20 protein-coding genes and 1 tRNA gene are annotated in these 23888 nt (G+C 31.2%); 7 read left to right on the top strand and 14 right to left on the bottom strand.

Annotated features, from left to right (window positions below):
- Positions 1-395: 395 nt before the first annotated feature.
- The 6 genes from B0A57_RS06030 to B0A57_RS06005 form a co-directional block, all read right to left on the bottom strand.
- Positions 396-2669 (bottom strand): helix-turn-helix domain-containing protein, encoded by a 2274-nt coding sequence (locus B0A57_RS06030; protein WP_011962188.1) that lies wholly within the window; start codon positions 2667-2669, stop codon positions 396-398.
- A 176-nt stretch (positions 2670-2845) separates the two neighbouring features.
- Complete coding sequence (locus B0A57_RS06025; RefSeq protein ID WP_034097099.1) at positions 2846-3409, bottom strand: OmpH/Skp family outer membrane protein; 564 nt, start codon at positions 3407-3409, stop codon at positions 2846-2848.
- Positions 3410-3673: 264 nt separating this feature from the next.
- The gene (locus B0A57_RS06020; RefSeq protein ID WP_034097097.1) at positions 3674-4522 is read right to left on the bottom strand and encodes a class I SAM-dependent methyltransferase; all 849 of its coding nucleotides are present in this window, start codon (positions 4520-4522) and stop codon (positions 3674-3676) included.
- 163 nt (positions 4523-4685) lie between these two features.
- Positions 4686-6557, bottom strand: a complete 1872-nt coding sequence (mnmG, locus tag B0A57_RS06015) for a tRNA uridine-5-carboxymethylaminomethyl(34) synthesis enzyme MnmG (protein WP_038465749.1) — start codon at positions 6555-6557, stop codon at positions 4686-4688.
- 210 nt (positions 6558-6767) lie between these two features.
- Positions 6768-7190 (bottom strand): rRNA maturation RNase YbeY, encoded by a 423-nt coding sequence (gene ybeY, locus B0A57_RS06010; RefSeq protein WP_034097094.1) that lies wholly within the window; start codon positions 7188-7190, stop codon positions 6768-6770.
- On the bottom strand, positions 7183-10515 hold the full coding sequence (locus tag B0A57_RS06005; protein ID WP_034097092.1) for a coiled-coil domain-containing protein: 3333 nt from the start codon (positions 10513-10515) through the stop codon (positions 7183-7185). The genes ybeY and B0A57_RS06005 overlap by 8 nt, the downstream gene beginning before the upstream one ends.
- A 294-nt stretch (positions 10516-10809) precedes the next feature.
- Here B0A57_RS06005 and gltX point away from each other — a divergent pair, with 294 nt between their 5' ends.
- Positions 10810-12315, top strand: coding sequence for a glutamate--tRNA ligase (gene gltX / locus B0A57_RS06000; protein ID WP_034097088.1), 1506 nt, complete (start codon positions 10810-10812; stop codon positions 12313-12315).
- A 161-nt stretch (positions 12316-12476) separates the two neighbouring features.
- The gene (locus tag B0A57_RS05995) at positions 12477-13460 is read left to right on the top strand and encodes an SPFH domain-containing protein (protein ID WP_011964584.1); all 984 of its coding nucleotides are present in this window, start codon (positions 12477-12479) and stop codon (positions 13458-13460) included.
- A gap of 21 nt (positions 13461-13481) precedes the next feature.
- On the opposite strand, the gene B0A57_RS05990 is transcribed toward B0A57_RS05995, so the two are convergent.
- The 4 genes from B0A57_RS05990 to B0A57_RS05975 form a co-directional block, all read right to left on the bottom strand.
- Entirely contained in the window at positions 13482-13736 is a 255-nt protein-coding gene (locus B0A57_RS05990; protein ID WP_034097087.1) for a DUF6327 family protein, read from the bottom strand.
- Positions 13737-13739: 3 nt separating this feature from the next.
- Positions 13740-14090 carry a competence protein gene (locus B0A57_RS05985; protein ID WP_011964582.1) on the bottom strand — a complete coding sequence of 117 codons (351 nt, stop codon included), beginning with the start codon at positions 14088-14090 and terminating at the stop codon, positions 13740-13742.
- Positions 14090-14419 carry a YtxH domain-containing protein gene (locus tag B0A57_RS05980; protein ID WP_011964581.1) on the bottom strand — a complete coding sequence of 110 codons (330 nt, stop codon included), beginning with the start codon at positions 14417-14419 and terminating at the stop codon, positions 14090-14092. Before B0A57_RS05980 ends, B0A57_RS05985 begins: the two co-directional genes overlap by 1 nt.
- 312 nt (positions 14420-14731) lie before the next feature.
- On the bottom strand, positions 14732-16819 hold the full coding sequence (locus B0A57_RS05975) for a glutamine--tRNA ligase/YqeY domain fusion protein (RefSeq protein WP_034097085.1): 2088 nt from the start codon (positions 16817-16819) through the stop codon (positions 14732-14734).
- A gap of 103 nt (positions 16820-16922) precedes the next feature.
- Between B0A57_RS05975 and folB the strand changes: the two genes are divergently transcribed.
- Together folB and B0A57_RS05965 are read left to right on the top strand one after the other, a co-directional pair.
- On the top strand, positions 16923-17282 hold the full coding sequence (gene folB, locus B0A57_RS05970) for a dihydroneopterin aldolase (RefSeq protein WP_034097083.1): 360 nt from the start codon (positions 16923-16925) through the stop codon (positions 17280-17282).
- A 104-nt stretch (positions 17283-17386) separates the two neighbouring features.
- Positions 17387-17457: transfer RNA gene (locus tag B0A57_RS05965), tRNA-Cys, on the top strand.
- Between the two features lie 46 nt (positions 17458-17503).
- Here the strand turns inward: B0A57_RS05965 and B0A57_RS05960 are convergent.
- From B0A57_RS05960 to rnr, 3 genes are all read right to left on the bottom strand, one after another.
- A complete protein-coding gene (locus tag B0A57_RS05960; protein ID WP_011964578.1) occupies positions 17504-18187 on the bottom strand; it encodes a LysE family translocator in 684 nt (227 codons plus the stop codon).
- A gap of 108 nt (positions 18188-18295) precedes the next feature.
- Positions 18296-18967 (bottom strand): head GIN domain-containing protein, encoded by a 672-nt coding sequence (locus tag B0A57_RS05955; RefSeq protein WP_034097079.1) that lies wholly within the window; start codon positions 18965-18967, stop codon positions 18296-18298.
- Between the two features lie 8 nt (positions 18968-18975).
- Positions 18976-21150, bottom strand: a complete 2175-nt coding sequence (gene rnr, locus B0A57_RS05950; RefSeq protein WP_034097076.1) for a ribonuclease R — start codon at positions 21148-21150, stop codon at positions 18976-18978.
- Positions 21151-21989: 839 nt separating this feature from the next.
- Between rnr and rpiB the strand changes: the two genes are divergently transcribed.
- The 3 genes from rpiB to B0A57_RS05935 are packed head-to-tail and all read left to right on the top strand — an operon-like array spanning position 21990 to position 23615.
- Complete coding sequence (rpiB, locus tag B0A57_RS05945; protein ID WP_011964575.1) at positions 21990-22418, top strand: ribose 5-phosphate isomerase B; 429 nt, start codon at positions 21990-21992, stop codon at positions 22416-22418.
- A 46-nt stretch (positions 22419-22464) separates the two neighbouring features.
- Positions 22465-22713: a hypothetical protein gene (locus B0A57_RS05940; protein WP_034099657.1), complete on the top strand. Its 249-nt coding sequence runs from the start codon at positions 22465-22467 to the stop codon at positions 22711-22713.
- Between the two features lie 2 nt (positions 22714-22715).
- On the top strand, positions 22716-23615 hold the full coding sequence (locus B0A57_RS05935; RefSeq protein ID WP_034099655.1) for a cation diffusion facilitator family transporter: 900 nt from the start codon (positions 22716-22718) through the stop codon (positions 23613-23615).
- Here B0A57_RS05935 and B0A57_RS05930 read toward each other — a convergent pair.
- The coding region (locus tag B0A57_RS05930) for a DUF1294 domain-containing protein (RefSeq protein WP_243389177.1) at positions 23589-23888 on the bottom strand (300 nt) is incomplete at its 5' end. The two genes, B0A57_RS05935 and B0A57_RS05930, sit on opposite strands and share 27 nt — an antisense overlap.

Raw genomic sequence — 23888 nt, 5'->3', positions numbered from 1 at the left:
TTAAAGATAAATTGGTATTAATTGATTCTTCCGTAAAATAACTGGCTCCATTTTCTGATTATTTTCCCCTTTGCTTCATCTGTAGTAAATGCTTTTTCTCCCAAATTTGAAGTGGTTATAATTTCATCCAAATGATTCTTAAACTCTTTTACCGAAAGGGATTTTCCTACAGTAAAATAAGCGCAAACGGGATTGTCTACTAATGCTTCAATGCTATTTATACCATTTAAAGTTTNNATTCCAGTATTTTTAAAGATAAATTGGTATTAGCACTTTTGTGTTTGAAAGCTATAAAAATGCTATGCACTATGATTCTTCGTTGTGTTTCTAGCTTTTTAAATTTTTAAGGTAAAAACACAAAAATCACAGTTTCAATTTAAAAAAACAGATGAATATTAACCCGCATTCAAACTCGATTTGTACATTTTTAATTCGTCCCAAGTAAATTCGTCGCCATATTTTTCTTTTAGTGGGTTTAGGGTTTCTTCTTTGTAACCAAAAAAGGCTTCGGCTAAAGCTGATATTTTGTCTGCTGGCAAAACATCGGTAATGGCGATAGTTCCAGATTCTATAAGCTTTGCCAGATGTCCGCCAATAGTTTGTGGGGTTAGTTTTCTAAGGGCTGCAATTTCTTTGATTGTGTTTTTTTGTTGCCACAATTCGTAGGTTTCTTGTACGGTCGATTTTTTAACCTCCTTAACTTCTTTCTTTTTCTTAGCATAACGTTCTACGTCGAGATTATCATCAATTAATGTGATGTTTAATCTTTTAAATTCTTCGTGAATCGCATCTATCTTATTGGTTTTGTAGCTTTTAATGTCGTTAGAAGTTAAATTTTCTTTAGAAATTATATCGCCCGAAGCAATTGTTTTGACAAGCAACTTGGCTTTCATGAGTTTAAAAACTGCTTTAATTTGTACTTCTTCTAATACTGATAATTCGTCGAACATCATTTTTGCCTTTTTGATGCGTTTTACTTCTTCTATTTTCCATAAAATATCATAAACAATACCATCCATTTGTGCAAAAAAATAAGTGTAGGCGGCATCTATTCTTTCTTTAATAAAATGAATATCAAATGGTTCTGCACTAAAAAGTTTGTCTAACTGACTCAAAAATTTTCTTGCTGGTTCTTGAATTTTGGTAACGATATCGGTTTGTTTTTTTGCCCAAAGCGAATGTTTCGATTTTGTTGCTGATTCGTCTTTTTCGCTATAACTGTACAAATGATTGCGCCATTCTTGAGCTAAATCTGCCCAATCGAAAGTAGATTTTAGGTAATTATGCAAGAATTTTGTGGTTTCTTGTTGCAATGATTTTTCTAGTTTTTCTTGGGTTGCTTTGTTTTCGGCATAGTCCATCACATCAGCATCGTTCGAAATGCCATTCATTTGTAGCGGAGAAAGCAAAACTAAGCCTTCTAACGAACGCAAACGTGATAAGGCTACATAAGCTTGTCCTGGCTGAAAAACTTGCGACACATCGAGCGCAGCTTTATCGAAAGTTAAACCTTGACTTTTGTGCACCGTAATCGCCCAAGCGAGCTTAATAGGGTAGTGTACAAAAGTTCCCAAAGTTTCTTCTTCTATCTCTTTGGTTAAATTATTTACAGAATAGCGAATATTTTGCCATTCGTATTTTTCGACTTCAATCGTGACATCTTCGTCTGGAAAATGCACTAAAATTTCTGCTTCCGATAATGATTTGATAATCCCCATTTTACCATTAAAATATCGTTTTTCTAACGACAAGTCATTTTTTACAAACATGACTTGCGCACCAATTTTTAGTTGTAAATGCTGATCTATTGGATAAATTTTTTCTGGAAAATCGCCCGTAATTTCTGGCTTGTATTGGTATTGTTTGCCTTCTAAATCGTCTAAAGCTTTGGCATTCATACCATCGGCTTTGGCATTGTGCGTGGTTAGTGTAATGTATCCTTTATTGGCCTTGAGGTCGAAATTTGGTTTTACATATTGGTTTAAATTCTCAATATCTTGTGGCGAAATCCTATTGTTTCGTAAATTATTCAAAATAGAAATAAAAATCTCATCGGTTTGACGAAAAATCTTTGACAATTCTATATATAACGGCGGATTTTGCTGTATTACATGCGAGTGAAAAAAGAATTTTCCTTTGTAATAGTTGCGCAATGTTTTCCATTCTTCATCCTTAATTACAGGAGGTAATTGTAATAAATCTCCAATAAAAAGAACTTGAACGCCACCAAAAGCAATTTTTTTTTTTCGAATGGATTGCAACATAAAATCGATTCCGTCGAGCAGATCGGCACGAAGCATACTCACTTCATCTATAATAAGCAGTTCCATATTTTTGATGACTGATTTCTTCAAACCACTCATTCTAAAATTTCGATTTAAAGTCGCTTTCGATTCAAATTTTATGTATTCTGAAAATTGTGGCACTGTATTATCTGGGATAAACCCGCCAAAAGGCAACTGAAACATCGAGTGAATCGTAACCCCGCCAGCATTTAGTGCTGCAATTCCTGTGGGGGCTACTACAACACAATTTTTGTGTGTGGTTTGTATAATTTCCCGTAAAAGTGTGGTTTTTCCTGTACCTGCTTTTCCAGTAAGGAAAATATTTCGCTGGGTTTGATTGATGAATTGTAGGGTATAATTGGCTTCGGCTGAGATATTTTCCATTTTGGTTTGTATATAGTTTGACAAAAATATTGAATTTATTTTAAATTGTTTCATGAAGTTTCACAAAGGTTTCACAGAGATGCACAAAGTCTTTTAATTTTCTTCGAGAAACCTTGCGAAACAAAAAAACCTTCAACTAACTAAAGATGAAGGTTTTTAAAATTTTTTAGAAAAAATTATTTTTTATCTGCTGCTTTTTCCTCTGTTTTAGGTTTTGCAGCGTATTTATCGTTTAGTAATTTTACAACTTCTTTTGTAATATCATAACTATCCTTTGCGTACAAAACGGTAGCTTCTGCACCTGTTCCGTAAATATAATCGTATCCTTTTTCTTTTCCGTAATCTTTAATGATTTGTTTCATCGATTTTACAATTGTATCCATTTTTCCACCACTTTCCCCTTGCAATTGTTGCATCATGGCTTGTTGTGCATACTGCAATTGTTGCTCTCTTTGCTGAAATTCTGCTGCTTTTTGCTGTGCCCAAGCTTGCCCTTTTATTTGTGCGTTTTGCTGAAAACCTGCTTCTTCTGCTTTGAGTCTTTTTGCGGCTACTTCAAGTTCACGACCCATTACTTCTCCTTTGGTTTTATATTTATCTTGAAGTTCTTTAAGCTCCGTATAATCTTCCATCATTTTTTGAGTGTCAACATAAGCAGTCTTGTATTCCTTTGCTTCAGTTTTTTTATCACAAGAAATTATTGAAAATACAATTGCTGCTAATAATACTACTTTTTTCATTTTTATTTTTTTATTGATTTTTAAATTTTGGTAAAAGTAAACTTTTTTTTGAAATGTTGATTTGGTTATTTGTTGATTTGGTTATTTGATAAAATTATCGTGGTTTTTATCATTATAGCAAAACCTTATAACATGATTTAAAAACATAGTTTTTCGCTATTAAAAACCGCTTTTTTAAATTCGTTTTAAGCTAAATTCTATTTTTTTGCATGAATTTATATATTAACCACACTAAACGTTGCTAAAAAGGGCTTAAAATCGTTTTTAGCTATTTTTTATCACGTAAATATGGGAAGAATACTCTAAATTTCGTTTTGCCTTCATATTTGACTTCAATCCGATATAAAATGCTTTTATAAAATTCATTTTTCCGTTTTTATATTTTTCTGATAAAAGCGACACATAAAAGCTATCGAAAATCATGGGAAGCATTTTTATGAGTTTCATATTCTCGTTAGCAAATAATTTTTCGATGGCTGTTTTAGAGAAATGCCACAAATGTCTTGGCACATCATAAGCTGCCCAAAACTCTCCATAATATTTTGCGTCAAAAGATTTATAATTTGGCACTGCAATTATTATTGTCCCATTTGGTTTTAATAATCTTTTTAATAATTTGATTTGATTTTCTAAATCAGGAACGTGCTCTAGAACATGCCACATGGTAATTACGTCGAAAGAATGAGATGAGATACTTTCTAGATTTTCTGCAAATGAAACGCCTTTAGAAATTGAAATTATTTTTGCTTTTTCATTAGGTTCGATTCCTGTAATTTGCCAGCCTTGTTTTTTTGCTGTGGCTAAGAAATCGCCAGTTCCTGCACCAATATCTAATAAACTTCCTTTTTGTAAATGGAGAGTATTTATTAAACTTACTTTTTTGTTTAAAGAATAGGATTTAACAATTTGATACATTTTTTCGAACAAAGAACGCTTTCCGTCAGTGTGCGAAATATAATCTTCGCTTTCGTAATATTTCGGAAGAATATCTAACAAGGGTTGCGGGTGTGTTTTTAGTAATTGTAATTCTTCATCAATGAGCAATTCGAAGCTTTCTTTTGATATTGAATTGTCTTTTACTTTAATAAAAACAGAATGGGTTTGGAAATTCATTTGATTTTTGAATGTAGATTAACGATTTTTAATTTAAGTTTTGAAACTAAAAAATTTATTTACGTTTCACGTGGAACAATTTGATTTTTGAATATAGATTAAAGATTTTCAAAATCAGATAAACCTTCTGAAATCAAAATGGTTAATCTAATTTCTACAATATTTATCTTCCCAGAAAAACCAATAAGACCGAAATATCACTTGGCGAAACTCCAGATATTCTTGAGGCTTGCGAAATGGTTACTGGTCTTATTTTAGATAATTTTTGTTTGGCCTCAATAGACATAGATTTTATTTGATGGTAATCGAATTTTTCAGGTATTTTTAAATCTTCTAAACGAGTTAACTTTTCGGCATTGGCTCTTTCTTTATCGATATAACCAGAATACTTAACTTGAATTTCTGCTTGTTCTAATATTTCTTGATCAACATTATTATTAGCAACATAATTTGCCACATTTTCAAATTTTAAAACATCGGACAAATCAATTTGTGGGCGAGATAGTATTTTAAAAATCTTATCGGTCTGATTAACTTCGGCGGTTTTTTTTGCAATTAAAACTGGATTTGCTTCAGTAGGAGTAATACTGGTTTCTTTAAAGAAAGCTACCATTTTTTCTGATTCATTTAGTTTGTGTTCCATTCTGCGCAAACGAGCATCAGAAGCTAAACCTATTTTATTCGACATTGGAGTCAATCTAAAATCGGCATTGTCTTGACGCAATAAGGTTCTAAACTCTGCACGAGAAGTAAACATTCTGTACGGTTCTTCGGTACCTTTTGTAATTAAGTCATCTATTAAAACTCCTATATAAGCTTCGTCTCGTTTTAAGATTAAAGGTTCTTTTTCTTTTACCTTGAGTGCTGCATTTATTCCAGCCATTAAACCTTGAGAAGCGGCTTCTTCGTAACCTGTAGTTCCGTTTATTTGACCTGCAAAATACAAACCAGAAATTAATTTAGTTTCTAAAGTATGTTTAAGTTGCGTAGGAGGGAAGTAATCATATTCGATAGCATAACCTGCTCTAAAGAACTTTACTTTTTCGAAACCAACAACAGAACGCAAGGCTTTAAATTGAATATCCTCTGGCAGTGATGTAGAAAATCCGTTTACATAAACCTCGCAAGTGTTCCAGCCTTCTGGTTCTACAAATAATTGATGACGGTCTTTATCGGCAAAACGATTTATCTTATCTTCGATAGAAGGGCAATATCTTGGACCCAAACTTTTAATACGTCCGTTAAACATTGGCGAACGTTCGAAACCTTCACGCAATATATCATGAACCAAAAGAGAGGTATAAGTCATGTGACAATCTCTTTGATGCAGTAATGGCTTTGTTACATCTGAATAGGAAAATTTAGATGGGTTTATATCACCCGCTTCTACATTCATTTTAGAATAATCTAACGAACGACCATCTACACGAGGTGGTGTTCCTGTTTTCATTCTACCAGATTCGAAACCAGCTTTTACTAAATCTTCGGTAATTCCGTAAGCAGCACTTTCGCCAGCACGACCTCCTCCAAATTGTTTATCCCCAATATGAATTAACCCATTAAGAAAAGTTCCGTTTGTAAGCACCACAGATTTGCCTCGAATGGTTAAACCTAAAGAAGTTTTAATACCTAAAACCTTATTATTTTCGATAACCATTCCGGAAACCATTTCTTGATAAAAATCAAGATTAGGCGTTCCTTCTAACATCAACCGCCATTCTTCAGCAAAACGCATGCGGTCACTTTGAACTCTTGGCGACCACATAGCAGGTCCTTTCGATTTATTAAGCATCTTGAATTGAATTGCTGTATTATCGGAAACAATTCCTGAATAACCACCTAACGCATCAATCTCACGAACTATTTGTCCTTTTGCAATTCCGCCCATAGCAGGGTTGCAAGACATTTGCGCAATGTTTTGCAAGCTCATTGTAACCAATAGGGTAGAACAACCTAAATTTGCCGATGCCGCTGCAGCCTCACAGCCTGCATGACCAGCACCAACAACAATAACATCATATTCTTCTAAAAACATATTCACTTAAAAATTAAAAATTAAAAACCACGAACTACAACGCAACTCTAATCTTATTACATTTTGTTCCACGTGAAACTTTTTAATTAACTATTAAAAAATCATTTACACAGAACAAAATTTACAACTCGTATTTAATTTGTTCCACGTGGAACTTACTTATAAAAAATACAAAAAATTGTTTCACGTGAAACAATTTTAGGGTTTGGTTTAATTTTGTTTCACGTGAAACAATTTTAATTTTTCATCTTCCTTAGAGCGCATTAATAATTCGTCGGCATCAGATTTGTCTTTATAACCGCAGTAATGCAGTACGCCGTGAATCATAACTCGTTTTAATTCTTCCTCAAAAGGAACTTTAAAATCATCTGCATTTTCACGAACCCTTTCAATCGAAATATAAATATCGCCATGTATTTCATCACCTAATGAATAGTCGAAACTTATAACATCTGTAAGAGTGTCGTGGTTTAGGTATTGCTGGTTAATTTCGAGTAAATAATTATCGTCGCAAAAGATATAATTTATTTCTCCTTCAGATTTATTTTCTGAAAGTATAACACTAGAAACCCAGTTTATATAACTGGTTTCTTCTTGAATTTCGAAATCTATTTCGTAATTAAAACTAATCATTTTTCTTAAAGTATTCTTGAACCTTACGGTTAAAATTTGAGCGCAAAGGTAGTGTTTGTCTATTTAAAATTTCAATACTATTTAAATATTCTTGAAGCTTTTGCGGTAGGGGATTGGTGGTGTTATTAAAACCCCTTTTATTAGCAATAGATTGTCTTTTCGAATCTTGGTTTTGTTCTTGAATCGCTTTCTCTAGTTTTAATAATTCATATTTTAAACTAAGCGCTTTCTGAATTGCATCGTTAGAAAAACCTTTGTTTATTAATTGTTTTTCTACTTGCTTCATTTGCTCTAAAGCGTTTTGACCCATCCCGCCTAAACCATTTTTCTCAAGCTCTTTTTGTAGTGCTTCACGCAATTGTTGTTGTTGCTTTAGTATTTCTAAAACAGATTTTGCTTCGCCTTCGCCATCATCGCCGTTTTCACCATTGCTATTTCCGTTACTTCCCTTACCGGTTTTTCCGTCTTTGCCTAATTTTCCTGCTTTTCCTTCACCTGGTTTGTCGCCTGGTTTTTTGCTTTTTCCACCTTTCATTTTTTCGCCAAGATCTTGTTGCTTTTGAATAATGTCAGGCAACTGCATTCCGCTTCCTTGTCCTTTTCCCTTTCCTTGTTTGGGTTTTCCTTTACCCATTCCGGAAAGTGACATTTGCATACTATTTAAAACATCGCTCAAATAATTGGCTAAATTATTTGCACTCGTTAAAGAGAATTGCTGACTAGAGGTGCCTCTAGGTATTTGATTGTCGGAAAGTAAGTCGATACTTTTGTCAATATTATAATAAACTTTTCCTATTTCAGTTGTAATTTGTTCACTGATTTTTGGTTGACGCAATGACATAGCAAACAAACTATCATCGACATGTTTGAATTGTTGTTTTAAATCTTGTTGTGTTTTTAGGTGTTTAGAAAACGCATTAGAAGTGTTTGTAATCGCCTTAAAATTTTTAATTAATGCTTCTTGAGAAAACGAAAATGCTAATAAGTTATCTAGTACTTGACGAAGCATTGCAACATCTTCTTCTAGTTGTTCTTTTTCGCCACCTTCCATTTCTTGAGTCATTTTCTGACTCATCTCTTTCATTTTCTTAGCCGCATTTTTTTGTTTAGCCGAAGCTTTGTCTTGCTGTTTTTTTTGTAACTCTTCTGAAGCCTTTTGCAAATCTTTACTAATACTTTCCTCTTTTTCTTTGTCATGAGGAATAGCTAATGGCGATTTTAGTTCTTTGTTTTCTTTATCTAAATCCTTTAATTCCTTTTCAATTTTATCGAACTCTTTATTAACTTCATTTTGCTTTTCTTCAGAATTTTCTTTTTTATCGTCAGCCAATTTATCCTCTTTTTCTGAAAGCTTATCTAATTTATCAGCAAGTTGTTCAGCCTTCTTTTCGACATAATATCTTTTAGTTAACTCTACCAATTGTGCTAAAGTCTTGGTTTGGTTTTTACTTTTTTGTTCGAACTTTTCTAATTTTTCTTGTATTTCATCTTGATCTAATTTTTCGTTCAATCGCTTTAGTTCATCAAGAAGCTTTTGATTTTTTTCTAATTCTTCTTTCGATTTTTCTAAACGTTCTTGCAATATTTTTTTCTTAGGATCGTTATCTTCAGCTTTAAATTTCTCTAAATTATCTTTAATTTTTTCAGAAAACTCCTTCATCATTTCATCTTGTTGTTTCTGACGTTTGATAAAATCGTCTAATTTTTGCTTGTCTTTATAATCTAAATCATTTTTTTCTTTGTTTGTTTTTTGCAATTTTTGTAGCTCAGAGAGTTGCTTATCTTGTTTGCTTAATGATTTTTCTAAAGCATTAATGTTCTCATTTTGCTGTTGCAAGTTTTCATTTTCTTTTTCTTGGGCGGTAGCTTCACGATACGAAAACTCAGATGACTTGGTGCTTTTGTAATGATGAATGGCATCGTTATCCGAAACTTCAAAATAATATTCATACGCCACGCCATCTACAATAGGCAAGGTGCTTGGAAAAGAAAATACAAACTGATCGAAATTATTCTGCTTCACAGCAATGGTTCCACGTTTGGAAGCTTTCGGATTGTCTTTTGGAAAATAAACAACGCTCAATTTCGAAAAACCGTAATCATCGGATATTTGACCTAAAATATATTCTTTAGACCCCTTTAAACTATCGGCTGCCATCTCTACTTTGATAGTTGGAAACTGGTCTTTTACCACATTGATAGCATAATTTAGTTTTTCGTAATTTTTCACTACTTTATTAGATGTAAATATCTGGTATTCTGTATTTTGAAAGATATTTTTACTCAAATTGAATGTATTTCCAACATTTACAAACAAATACGATTTATTGGCTTCTATGAGATTGATATTTTGAGTAGCCACCGTATTAATTCTCCAAGTAATTTGTGTTCCTTCTGGCACAATTGCGTTTCCTGTTCCTTTAATGATTTCCGATTTCTTATTTAAATAATTAGGAAAATTAAGCAACATTTCAAAATTAGCAATGGCAGGAACGGTAATTACATTCAAAGTATAATCAGCAGACGACACTTGGTTAGCTTCGATATGAAAATCGATATTTTGCATAGGTTTCGTTACTACAAACTCAAATTCTCCTTGTTTCGTGTTTTCCATAAAATAACTTTCGTCACCTATAAAAATCATGGCTTTTTCAGGAACAACTTTTCCTACGGTTTTTACTTTAAGAATAAAATCCTTGTTTTGTTCTGTTTGCAATTTTTTGTTTACCAATGTAAATGAAAACGGCGCAGGCGGCAAGAACTGTTGCTTGTAATTAACCACACGATTCATACTCTCCGTAATTAGTTTTTGCTGACCTGAAAGCATTAGAAACAAAACAAAAAACAAAGGAATTAATGCTAATGGCAAGAATTTTTTGTTCTTATTAAAATCGATAGCATTAGAAAAAGGAATGGGTTGTAGTGCATTTGCCTTTTGATGTATTGATGCCAGAAGCAATTCAGACTTATTTTTGTCTTCAGTTAATTGAAGAAAATTAGTCAGCTTATCATTTACTTGGGCAAAATGATTCCCAATAATTTTAGAAGCATCGGTATAATCGATTCCTTTTTTAAGTTTAAATAGTTGGAATATTGGAAACGCAATAAATCGTACCAATAAAAACAACTCTACCAAAACAAATAATATAAACAAAAATGTTCTTCCCCTTGGTTTCAACCAAAGAAAATATTCGATAAAACTCGTTGCAAAGAGATATAATAATCCCAAACCAACAAAGAAAATAGTGCCACGTAATAATTCGTTAGTATAAAATTTCTTGATGAAATCTTCTAGTTTTTGAAATATGAGCTTTTTTGAATCCAAAATACTTAATCATTAGTTATAACCTATAAAAGTAGTAATTTTTAAATTCTAATGAGTTAAAAATATATTAAAGCGATTTTTAAACCCAAAAGTTGTCAAATTTAGATTCTATTTTAACCACAAAGAACACAAAGAAATGCACGATGAACACAAAGTTTTGTGAGTTCATTGAAAACTATTGTCACTTATATCGATTGTATTTTAACCACAAAGAACACAAAGCTTTGTGAACTCCGTGAAAACCTTTGTAAACTTTGTGGTTAATCATTTATCTTTGTATCAAAATTTACAAAAATGTCTAAACAAGTTCGTGTGCGTTTTGCACCAAGCCCAACGGGAGCTTTACATATAGGTGGTGTACGTACTGCTTTATTTAATTATTTATTTGCTAAAAAACACAACGGCGTTTTCTATTTACGAATAGAAGATACAGACCAAAATCGTTTTGTTCCAGGTGCCGAAGAATATATACTAGAAGCATTAAAATGGTTAGGAATTTCTCCTGATGAAACTATAGGAAAAAACGAAAAATTTGGTCCGTACAGACAATCGGAAAGAAAACATTTGTACAAACAATATGCCGATCTATTGATAAATTCTGGCTGGGCATATTATGCTTTTGATACATCTGAAAGTTTAGATACCTTAAGAAAAATAACTGAAGCAGCAGGAAATACCTTTATTTACAATCATACGGTTCGTGAAACATTAGACAATTCGCTAACTAATTCGCCTGAAAAAGTAGCTGAAAGAATAGCAAATGGCGAAGATTATGTAATTCGTTTTAAAACGCCTGTTAATGAAACTTTACACCTAAAGGATATTATTCGTGGTGATATTAAATTTGAAACTAATTTGTTAGACGATAAAGTTTTGTTTAAAAGTGACGGAATGCCAACGTACCATTTAGCCAATATTGTAGATGATCATTTAATGGAAACTTCGCACGTAATTCGTGGCGAAGAATGGTTGCCATCTATGCCATTACACGTTTTATTATACAGAGCATTTGGTTGGGAAGCACCAGAATTTGCACATTTACCCTTAATTTTGAAACCCGTAGGAAACGGTAAATTAAGCAAACGTGATGGCGAAAAACTAGGTTTTCCTGTATTCCCATTACAATGGAAAACCAATGAAGGAACCTCTTTAGGCTATAAAGAAAATGGCTTTTTTCCAGAAACTGTAATCAATTTCTTAGCCATGCTGGGTTGGAACGACGGAACCCAACAAGAGATATTTTCGCTAGAAGAATTAGTACAAAAATTTGATTTGAATAGAATACACAAAGCAGGAGCCAAGTTTGATCCCGAGAAAAACAAATGGTTTAACCACCAGTATTTAGTTAAGAAAGAAGATAGCACTTTGGCTGAATTATTTTTGCCAATACTAGCATCAAAAGGAATTGTAACAAATTTAGATTATACCACTAAAGTAGTTGCATTAGTAAAAGAAAGAGCTCATTTTGTAAACGAACTTTGGGATTTATCTGATTATTTCTTTATAGCCCCAACTTCGTATGATGAGAAAGCCACAAAAAACTGGAAAGAAGAAACTCCTGAATTAATGAAACAATTGATTGTGGTTTTAAATGGTATTGAAGATTTTACATCATTAAATATAGAAACCATTGTAAAAGATTGGATGACACAAAACGAAATAGGAATGGGCAAAGTCATGCAACCCTTCCGATTAAGTTTAGTAGGAAAAATGATGGGACCACATTTGTTTGATATCATAGAAATGATTGGAAAAAAAGAAACCATAAACCGAATTGAAAAAGCAATAGCAACATTATAAAAACTTTTGTTTTTATAATGAATAATAATGAGCCCGATATAATATTGGGCTCATCTTGTTTAAAATAAATTTACAACAAAGTAACCATAATTAAACTACAACTTTGTAACTTTCGATACAAACTAGCGTATAACCAATATAACAAACTAAAAACTATTACAATGAGTACAATTTTTATCATCACTATCGTTATAGGATTATTTATCCTATTATCATCCTTTTTTACTGTCAAACAACAAACAGCAGTTGTTATAGAACGTTTTGGCAAATTTACCGGAATAAGACAATCTGGTTTACAACTCAAATTACCAGTTATAGATAATATTGCAGGTCGTGTAAATCTAAAAATACAACAATTAGATGTCATGATCGAAACACAAACCAAAGACAACGTATTTATTAAAATGAAAGTTTCTGTACAATTTAAAGTCATTCCAGAACACGTTTATGAAGCTTTTTACAAATTAGAATATCCACACGATCAGATAACAGCCTATGTTTTTGATGTAGTACGTGCCGAAGTACCAAAACTAATTCTTGATGATGTATTTGTACGTAAAGACGATGTAGCCATCGCAGTAAAACGCGAATTAAACGAAGCCATGACAACTTATGGCTATGACATAATAAATACTTTAGTTACTGATATTGACCCAGATATTCAGGTAAAAAATGCGATGAATCGTATAAATGCAGCCGAAAGAGAAAAAACAGCAGCTATGTTTGAAAGTGAAGCACAACGCATTCGTATTGTTGCAAAAGCAAAAGCTGAAGCTGAAAGCAAAAAATTACAAGGTCAAGGTATTGCAGATCAACGTCGTGAAATTGCTCGTGGGCTAGTAGAAAGTGTAGCTGTGCTAAATGAAGTAGGCATCAATTCGCAAGAAGCATCGGCACTTATCGTAATCACACAACATTATGATACGCTTCAAGCCATTGGAGCCGATACAAATTCGAACTTAATCTTATTGCCTAATTCTCCTCAAGCCGCCAGCGATATGCTAAATACAATGGTAACTAGTTTTGCAGCAACCAATATCATTGGCGAACAAATGAAAAAACAAACGCCAAGAGTAAAATCTAAAAATCATACTTCAACAGATTATAATCCGTCCGATACCTCCGAAGCAAATGAAACAAAATAAATGAAGAAACAAAAAAGAGGCTTAATTGCCTCTTTTTCTTTTTAAATACCAGTTGTACACATAAGGAATAAACATCTTTAATATAGATACATAGGTTCCAGAAAACACCTTTTGATATACATTACCAATTAATGTTACCGACTTAGAAGGTAAAATACTTTCTTTAGTTTTATCTATACTTAAAAGTATTTTTTCGTAATAAATTTCTTTTTCTAATTTAAGAATTTCTAAATCACGTTCAATCTCAGTATATGAGGAATATTTTTTTTTCTCCATAATTTAATCGTTAAAAAATATTTCTGAGAATTTTTCTAAAATAGTACCTTCTACAATCTTATCTTTTACCAAAAATAAAAGTATGGCTAAAAGTAAATAAATACCCGCAATACATAAAAATCCCAATGAATAACTATCTAATAAATTCCCTAAAGTAAAAGCCGCAGCTATAGATACAAATAGCAATACTACAGAAAGACAAATGGCAATTAAAAAAAACTTAAGCAGTAAAGTAGTAGATTTCATAGCTACTTTAAAACCCCAAAGTTTATAATACGCCATGCTACTTTCTAAATAAGCTTTAGAATTTTCCTGAATTGCTTCTGCATTTTCTTTTAAATCTTCAAATGCCATTATTTTTGAAGTTTAGCGTTTTGTTTTTTTAATTCGGCTAATTTTTCTTCTAGAAACAAAATGGTTTCTTCGGCCTTGTAACTAGAATTAGAAAGTAAATTATCTACAGATTGTTTTAAATCTTCTTTCGAACCAGAAAATTTTTCTCGAATATCTTCTTCGTAATCTGCTAATTTATTATTAAGATCTATTTTCCAATCATTCAAATTACCTTTTATTTTTTCTCTAGTTTTAGACCCTTTATTAGGAGCAAATAAAATTCCTGCTCCAACTCCAATTGCGGCACCAAGTAAAAGTGCTAATACATTATTTCCGTTTTTGTTTGACATATCTTTTTTTATTTATTAATTATAAAGTTACAAAATTCATCTTCATGTTGTGTTAAATAGTCGTTAAACATAAAAAGCATATTTTTTATACTTAAAATGAGCCGAAAACTAAAATAAAGCGTTTTAATACACGTTTTTTTTATAAACATAAAAACACCTTAATGAATTTTTTAAATTTATTAAAATTAATTTATGAAGGCTACTTTTAATAAGTATTAATTATTAATAATATAATTTTAATTGTAATTATCTATAATAGAAAAATCCACTCGAAAGTGGATTTTTTATTTATAAAAACTATAAAAGTTAATTCTATAATAATTCTAAAACGTTGGAGTTTTTCTCCGAATTTTTCAATTCTGCTAATTGTGTTTGAAAATTAGAAAAATTCTCTGAATCATTTTTTAAGTTTTGAATCGCTAAAATTCTTACTGCAACCAATTGACTTTTTAACGACATTGTATATAACTTTGTTATTTGTTCTGTTTCAATATCTTTTGTTGCCACTTTATCAGAATGTTTCAAAACCAAATTTGCAAACAATAAAGCATTATTATCGTTCTTGATATTCTTAACAATCGTATTAATTACCAAACTATAATTATCGATAGATTTGATGTTTTCAATGATTGGAATTAATGTGTTTTTAGCCGTATTTTCGTCTTTTTCTTTTACATATTTATTGATTTCTTTTAACATATTCATCAATAAATTTTCTTCTTTTTTGCCTTTTTCCTCCCAAGCATCTTTTAGTCCAACGGTTTTGTTAAATACTAATTTTGAAGTACTTGACTCTTTATCAACAGTAAAATAACCCAAACGTTGAAACTGAAATTTATCATTTACCTTAACATTTATAAGGCTTGGTTCTACAAAACCATTTACGATTTCTAATGAGGTTTTGTTCATAAAATCGAGGAAGTTTTTCTCTTTGTGGGCATCTGGTGCTTCATCTATAAACAATCTGTCATACAAACGCACTTCGGCTTCAATGGCATGAGAAACGGAAACCCAATGCAAGGTTCCAGCTACTTTTCGTTTACTGGCTTCGGTACCGCTTCCGCTTAAAGAATCAGTATCATAACTCGCTTCAATTTGGGTAATATTACCTTCTAAATCTTTGGTAACACTTTCTGCTTTAATAATATAACCATTTTTTAGACGCACTTCGTTTCCTATACTTAAACGAAAAAATTTAGCTGGAGCAACTTCTAAAAAGTCTTCTCTTTCTATATATAATTCGCGAGAAAATGGCACTTTTCTGAAACCTGCACTTTCGTCTTCTTGGTTATTTTCGGCTTCTAACCATTCTTCTTTTCCTTCTGGATAATTTGTAATGACTAATTTTACTGGATCTAAAACTGCCATGACTCTTGGTGCAGTTTTGTTTAAATCTTCTCGCAAACAGAAATCTAAAAGTGACACATCGATCACATTTTCGCGCTTGGCAACACCTATAGTTTCACAAAAATTACGAATAGATTTTGCGGTATAACCACGGCGGCGCAAACCAGAAATTGTTGGCATTCTTGGATCATCCCAACCATTTACAACTTTATCCTGAACTAATTGTAAGAGTTTTCTTTTGCTCATTACGGTATAATTCAAATTCAGGCGAGCAAACTCATATTGGTTTGGTCTAACTTTTGTTGTATCATATATTTGATCTAAAAACCAATTGTATAATTCGCGGTGCATGACAAATTCTAAGGTACAAATAGAGTGAGAAATTTGCTCTATATAATCGCTTTGGCCATGAGCAAAATCATACATGGGATAAATTTTCCAATCGTTTCCTGTTCTATGATGGTGACGGTGCAAAACCCTGTACATTAATGGATCACGCATGAGCATATTTTTAGAAGACATGTCAATTTTAGCACGCAAAACGTGTGTTCCTTCTTCGAAATCACCATTTTTCATGCCTTCAAATAAAGTCAGATTTTCTGCTACAGAACGGTTTCTAAAAGGACCATCAACACCTGGTTGTGTTGGTGTTCCTTTTTGTATTGCCATAGCTGATGAGGATTGACTGTCTATATAAGCTTTACCGTTTTTAATCATTACAACTGCCCAATCGTATAATTGCTGAAAATAATCGGAAGCATAACGTTCTTCTGCCCAATTGAAGCCTAACCATTGTAAATCTTCTTTAATGGCATCTACATATTCTTGCTCTTCTTTAGCAGGATTTGTATCGTCGAAACGCAAATTTACAGGTGCATTGTATCGTAATCCTAAACCAAAATTAAGGCAAATAGATTTTGCATGACCAATATGTAAGTAACCATTAGGCTCTGGTGGGAAACGAAAACGCAATTTATCTTGTGGAAAACCGCTTGCTAACGAATCTTCTATAATTTGTTCAATAAAATTGAGTGATTTTTCTTCGGTTGACATAATTATGTTTAATTTTAGCAAAGATAAAAAAATGCTTTAAAGTTTCCGTTTAAAGTTGATTGAGATAATATTAAACGCTAAATTTTAAATTTTAAATATAAAAATGGGAATTATTAAACTAAAAAACATTCGTACTTTTTCTTATCATGGTTGTTTGGTAGAAGAAAGTAAAATAGGGTCAAATTATAAGGTAGATTTAGAAATAAAAACTGATTTACGCAAATCATCATTATCAGATAATTTATGTGATACGGTAGATTATGTGCTTTTAAATCAGATTGTAGTAGAAGAAATGGCAGTTCGTTCGCAATTATTAGAACATGTTGCTTATAGAATTATAAAAAGAATCTTTGCAGAGAGTGCATCAGTTTCCCGAATTATTGTAGCTGTTTCTAAATTAAATCCTCCTATTAGTGGTGATGTTGAAGCTGTTACGATTGAAATAGAAGAATATAGAAATTAGAATTAATTAGCAATTGATAATTAATAGTTGATATTTTTTAAAAAATACTAATTATCAATTGCTAATTATTAATAGTTTCTTATATTTGCAATCCGCTAACTAATGGCGTCGTGGCCGAGTGGCTAGGCTGGGCTCTGCAAAAGCTCCTACTCCGGTTCGAATCCGGACGATGCCTCAAAAAGAGATACAGAAATGTATCTCTTTTTTTATTTAAATATTTACTACTTTTTCTCGATCTTTTCAATTGTATTTGTTACGAAGGTTTTATCACTAGGAAACCAACCTTGAGAGAGTAAAAATGCACCAAAAATAATTAATAAAATACTACTTATTTTTTTAACTTTTATAATATTTTCTGTGGTAAGTTTGTTACGTAATTGTTTAGATAATAGTATTTTGCATATATCTGTGACAATATAAGTAAGTATAACAGTGGTAAAAAACCAAATTACATTAGGAACTTCTGATTGCAATTTTGGGACAAATGTGATTATAATAAGTAACCAAAAACCCAGAACTCCGATATTGATAAAGTTGAGTAAAAAACCTTTTATAAATAGGTTTAAGTAGTCTTTCTTAATTAATTCGACTACTTCCTCCTCGTCTGCTGCTTTGTGTGCTTTTCGTAGTCTAAAAAACGAAATTAAACCGTATGTAACCATAATAATACCCCCTAAAATAAATAATGCTGGGTCGTCTTTTAAGCTCTGAATTAACCTATAACTACCTAAATATGCAATGCTTATAAAAAAAATATCGGCAAGAATAACACCTAAATCAAAGATTAATGCGGCACGAAAACCTTTAGTTATACTAATTTCTAATAGTACAAAAAAAACTGGTCCTATCATGAAACTTAAAAATATTCCTAATGGGATTCCGTTACCTAAAATATATTGAATCATAATTCTTTTTTAATTAATATTCCGATCATGCAAGTTAAAAATTAATAATTGTTAAAAATCTATTTGAAAGTATTTTTTTTTTACAAAAATTATTAAAAAAGATAAATATTATCGCTTACTAATTATAATATGCCCGCCTAAAATTGTTTTCTGATTTATTTGTTTTGGGTTTCCGTAAATAGTAATGGTACCACCAGCTCTTGTTTTTGCATCTACTAAATCTGTTGCATATATATCTGCAAATCCTCCTGCATTTACAGATATTTTGGCTTGAGAAGTGAGGCATTTTTCTGCTTCGAGTTTTCCTCCTGAATTAGTAACAGCATCTAAATTTTGTGCATTTCCTGATAGTTTTATAATAGAACCGTTAGATGATTTTATGCTAATTCTTTGTGCATTAACAATTGCTTTTATTTGGGATCCTTCTTTGGCAATAAGACTAAAATCTAGTGCTTTAATTTCGGTATCGCAAGAAACATAAGAACCTTCATTGGCTTCTAATCCTTCTAATTTTGTAAAATAAACTTTTGCTACTAAATCATCTCCATTTAAAAAATTTCCTAACGGAAGTCTAATTTTTAACTCACCATTATTGTTTATAAGTATGGCTTCATTTTCAAATTTTCCTTTTAATTCTATTTTATTTTCAGTTGATTGTATTAATTGAACCGAAATTTTATCGAAAGCTGTAACCTTAATAAAATTACCAACATTTTTTGTTACTTGTGCTGTAATTAAATTAGTTACTACTAAAAACGGAATTATAAATAGTTTTTTCATAGCAATTATTATTGTTTTCTTAAAAAATTAAAATCTAATTGTTTCTTCACTAAATCGGCATTTTTTACTTTTACCCAAACTTGGTCGCCTAATTGCAATAAGGATTTAGATATTTCGCCTACTAAAGCATATTGTTTTTCATCGAAGGTGTAATAATCATCTTTTATATCACGAATACGAACCATTCCTTCGCATTTGTTTTCGATAATTTCTACATAAATTCCCCATTCGGTCACGCCAGAAATTACTCCTAAAAACTCTTGATCTTGGTGATTTTGCATGTATTTTACTTGCATATACTTAATAGAATCACGTTCGGCATTGGTTGCTAAACTTTCCATATTAGAGGTGTGCTGGCATTTTGTTTCATAGGTTTCTTGATCGACAGATTTTCCGCCATCTAAATAAAACTGCAACAAACGATGTACCATAACGTCTGGATAACGACGAATTGGCGAGGTGAAATGTGAATAATAATCGAAAGCCAAACCATAATGACCAATATTTTCGGTCGAATATTTTGCTTTACTCATGGTTCTAATGGCTAAAGTATCGATAAGATTTTGTTCTTTGGTACCATTTACTTCTGCCATTAAAGCATTAAGAGATTTAGATATTTCTCCACCTCTAAAATCTATTTTATAACCAAATTTTGCAATCACGGCTTGCATGGCAAATAGTTTGTCTTCATTTGGTTCGTCGTGAATCCTATAAATAAACGTTTTCTTTTGTTTACCAATATATTCGGCTACTTTTCTGTTAGCAAGCAACATGAATTCTTCTATAAGATGATTGGCATCTTTAGAAACTTTAAAGAATACACCTTCTGGTTCTCCGTCTTGGCTTAGATTAAATTTTACTTCTACTTTATCAAACGAAATTGCTCCGTCATTCATCCGTTTGCGACGCATAATTTTAGCCAATTCATCTAGTTTTAAAGTAGCAGCTACAATTTCGTCAGAAACTATATAAGAACTTCCTGTAATCGAAGTTTCAACTGGAATGGTATTGTCTTTGGTTTCTATGATATATTGCGCTTCTTCGTATGCAAAACGTTGGTTAGAATCAATAACTGTTCTTCCAAACCATTGGTTGATAACGGTTGCTTTTTCATCGATTTCGAAAATAGCCGAAAAGGTATATTTTTCTTCATTTGGTCGTAAGGAACAAGCAAAATTAGATAAAACTTCGGGCAACATGGGTACCACTCTATCTACTAAATAGACTGATGTTGCGCGTTGATACGCTTCGTCATCTAGGATTGTTCCTTCTTGTAGATAATGCGAAACATCGGCAATGTGAATTCCTATTTCGTAGTTTCCGTTTTCTAATTTTTTGAACGAAAGGGCATCATCAAAATCTTTAGCATCTTTTGGATCGATGGTAAAGGTTAATGTTTGTCGCATATCACGGCGTTTTGCAATTTCACTTTCTTGAATAGAAGTGTCTATTTTTTGTGCAAAAATTTCTACTTCTACAGGAAATTCAGAAGGTAAACCATATTCTGCTAAGATAGCATGAATTTCTGTGTTGTGTTCTCCTGGTTTTCCTAAAACTTTAGTGACTGCTCCAAAAGGAGAATCGGCTTTTTTAGGCCAATCTTCGATATGAACTAAAACAACATCGCCTTGTTGTGCTTCTGCAATTTTTGCTAACGGAATAAAAATATCTGTGTACATTTTAGGATTTGCAGTGCTTACAAAGGCAAAATTTTTCTGAATATCTATAACCCCTACAAAATCTGTTTTAGCTCGTTCTACGACTTCTATAACTTCTCCTTCGGGACGTTTTCCCTTTCTTCTGTTGTACACATACACTTTTACGATGTCTTTGTCTAAAGCGTGATTTAAGTTATTGGTAGGTATAAATACATCTTCTCCAAAATCAGGACAAACAAAATAAGCTGTTTTACGAGAAGTCATGTCTATTTTTCCTTCGTAATAGTCTTGTGAAATTCCTTTTACTAAGTATTTTCCAGGCTCTGTTTCTACTATCTTTTTTTGTGAAGCAAGAATTTTTAAATCCTTTATAATTTCGTTTCTACTCTTAGTATCATCTACTTCTAGTAGTGCTGAAATTTGTTTATAGTTAAAAGGTTTATTCGCGTTTTGTGATAGTACTTTTAAAATCTTTGTTGAGAAATCTTTCTCTTTTTTTCCAAACTTTTTTGGCATTTTACTCATAATTCATTTTTATAAAGTTGAAATTTACGAATAAGATATTAGATTTCAGAATTTAGATTTCAGTTTTAAAGAAAATATAACTTTTTGAGGAGATAATAGATGAAAGACGGATAGATAATAAACAAAAATATAATAACGAAGTTTGTTAGATTAGAACTGTCTTTCATCTATTATCTCTAATCTTTTTTCAAACTTGTCAACATTTATTATATATTAAAAAAAGAAAATTTAAATTTAAATAATTTATTGATGGTTATTATAGCATGTTAATAGTTACTATAAATTTTAAAAAATAAAGCTTAAATATTACTTTATGTTTTTTATATCGACTTATTAACAGCTGTTTTTTATCTTAAACATTTGATTTTAAATAGATTTTAAAATGTTATTAACACTAGTTGAAAACCTTAAATTATATTAAATTGTAAATAAGCTTTTTTCCTTTCCTTGTTAATAAACCTATTTTTTGTATTAATAAGTTTTATAAAAAAACGCTAAAGTAAATTAGGATTTTAATTCTCGGTTTTGGATTACGATTTTAAATTAGACTTCCAAAAAAAACTTCTAAAATTTTTTCTAAAGTTATGAACAAAAGTTGTTAAATTAGGGTTAACTGAAAATCAAGGAATTGCGTTTGGTTGTTAACAATGCAAATTTTTAAGAACTGAAATAACAATAATACCTGATTTATAGTACATTATGTTATTTTTTCTTTACATTAAATACAAGTACTAATTTATAATAAAAATATCATTTTTTAAATATGATTATTTAAGCCTTACCACAAGAAGTAAATGTACAATTCTTTGCTTAAATTTGTAACCACAAAAACCACTACAATGAAAATATCAATAGGGAACGACCACGCAGGACCAGATTACAAAAAAGCAATTGTTCAGTTTTTAGAACAAAAAGGACATATCATAACAAACCACGGCACCGATAGTTTTGATAGTGTAGATTATCCAGATTTTGGTCATAAAGTAGCCATAGATGTTACTAATAGAAAAGCAGATTTTGGTATAATCATTTGCGGAAGCGGAAACGGAATTGCCATGTCAGCAAACAAACACCAAGGAATTCGTGCCGCTTTGTGTTGGACAAAAGAAATTGCGTCTTTAGCTCGCCAGCATAATGATGCTAATATTATAAGTATTCCTGCTCGTTATACATCGATTCAGCAAGCTATAGAAATGGTAGATACATTTTTAAATACCACTTTTGAAGGCGGACGACACGCTACAAGAGTAGGAAAAATTAGTTGTTAGTTCATGCAAAACATATTATTTAAAAAATGATAAAACCTATTAAAATATGTTTAACAAAAAAGATTACACAAGTTTATCGTTAGCAGAATTATTACTTAAACAAACCTCTTTATCTTACTGGAAAAAAATAGTTATAACTATTGCTGTTGTTTTAGTAGGAATGACTTTGTTTGCTGTTTATGCAAAAAGTAAGAATATGCATCCTTTTTTAATATTAGGTTCTTTATTCTTTATTTTTTATAATTCGAGTGAATTGAAAAAAGTACAACTAGAAATTGAAAAACGAAAAAAATAATTTTGCCACACCACCATTCACCCCACGAAGTACAAGGTAAAAATCTTCTATTTTCAATAGTTTTAAATGTAGTAATTACAGTTGCACAAGCTGTAGGTGGCATTCTTTCGGGAAGTTTAGCCTTAATTTCCGATGCTTTGCATAATTTTTCTGACGTATTAACTTTAATTTTTAGTTACATTGCTAACGTTTTATCTAAAAGAAAAGCATCGTTAGACCAAACTTTTGGTTACAAAAGAGCAGAGCTAATTGCAGCATTTGTAAATGCTATAACACTTATTATAGTGGCAGTGTATTTAATTTTTGAAGCTTCACATCGATTTTCAAATCCACAAAGGATTAAATCAAATTTAGTAATTTGGCTCTCTATTTTAGGAATTCTTGTTAATGGAATTTCGGCATTAATGCTCAAAAAAGATGCAAATCATAACATAAATATGAAATCTGCTTACATACATCTTTTTACAGACATGATGGCATCTGTAGTGGTTTTAGTTGGTGGAATTCTAATGAAACGATATCAAATTTATTGGATAGATAGTATTCTTACTTTTGCAATAGCAATTTATTTAATCTATGTGGGTTATGATTTATTAAAAGAATCTACAAAAATGTTAATGCTTTTTACACCGTCTGATATTGATATTAAAGAAATTGTTCGTGAGGTTCATAAGGTTTCAGGGGTAAACAAATTACACCATATTCATGTTTGGCATCTTAATGACCACGAGTTGCATCTCGAAGCGCATTTAGATTGTTTGGAAGATATAAAAATGAGCGAGTTTAATCTTTTATTACATAAAATAGAAGTTGTTTTGTTAGAAAAATTTCAGATTAATCATACAAATATTCAACCTGAATTTCAGAAAGAAGATTCAAAAAATTTTATAGTACAAGACTAGAAATAAAATCATAATTTGAAGCGAAATAATTCCAAAAAATTTTAATAAATAGGAAGTTTTAGAAGTTTTATGTTTGAAGAAAAGCATTGCCAATCCAGAACCAATAATTCCTCCCAAAAAAACAATTGATAAAAGTGTTTTTTCGGAAATTCGATATTGATTAGCAATTGCCATTCTTTTATCGTAACCAATTAGGAAAAATCCAATAGTATTGATGATAAAAAAATAAATTAAAATAGATAAACACAAAGATATTGTTTTCGCCAGATGACT

The sequence above is a fragment of the Flavobacterium psychrophilum DSM 3660 = ATCC 49418 genome, from assembly GCF_002217405.1.
Classification (GTDB): domain Bacteria; phylum Bacteroidota; class Bacteroidia; order Flavobacteriales; family Flavobacteriaceae; genus Flavobacterium; species Flavobacterium psychrophilum.
This window is presented reverse-complemented; position numbering and strand designations above follow the sequence as displayed.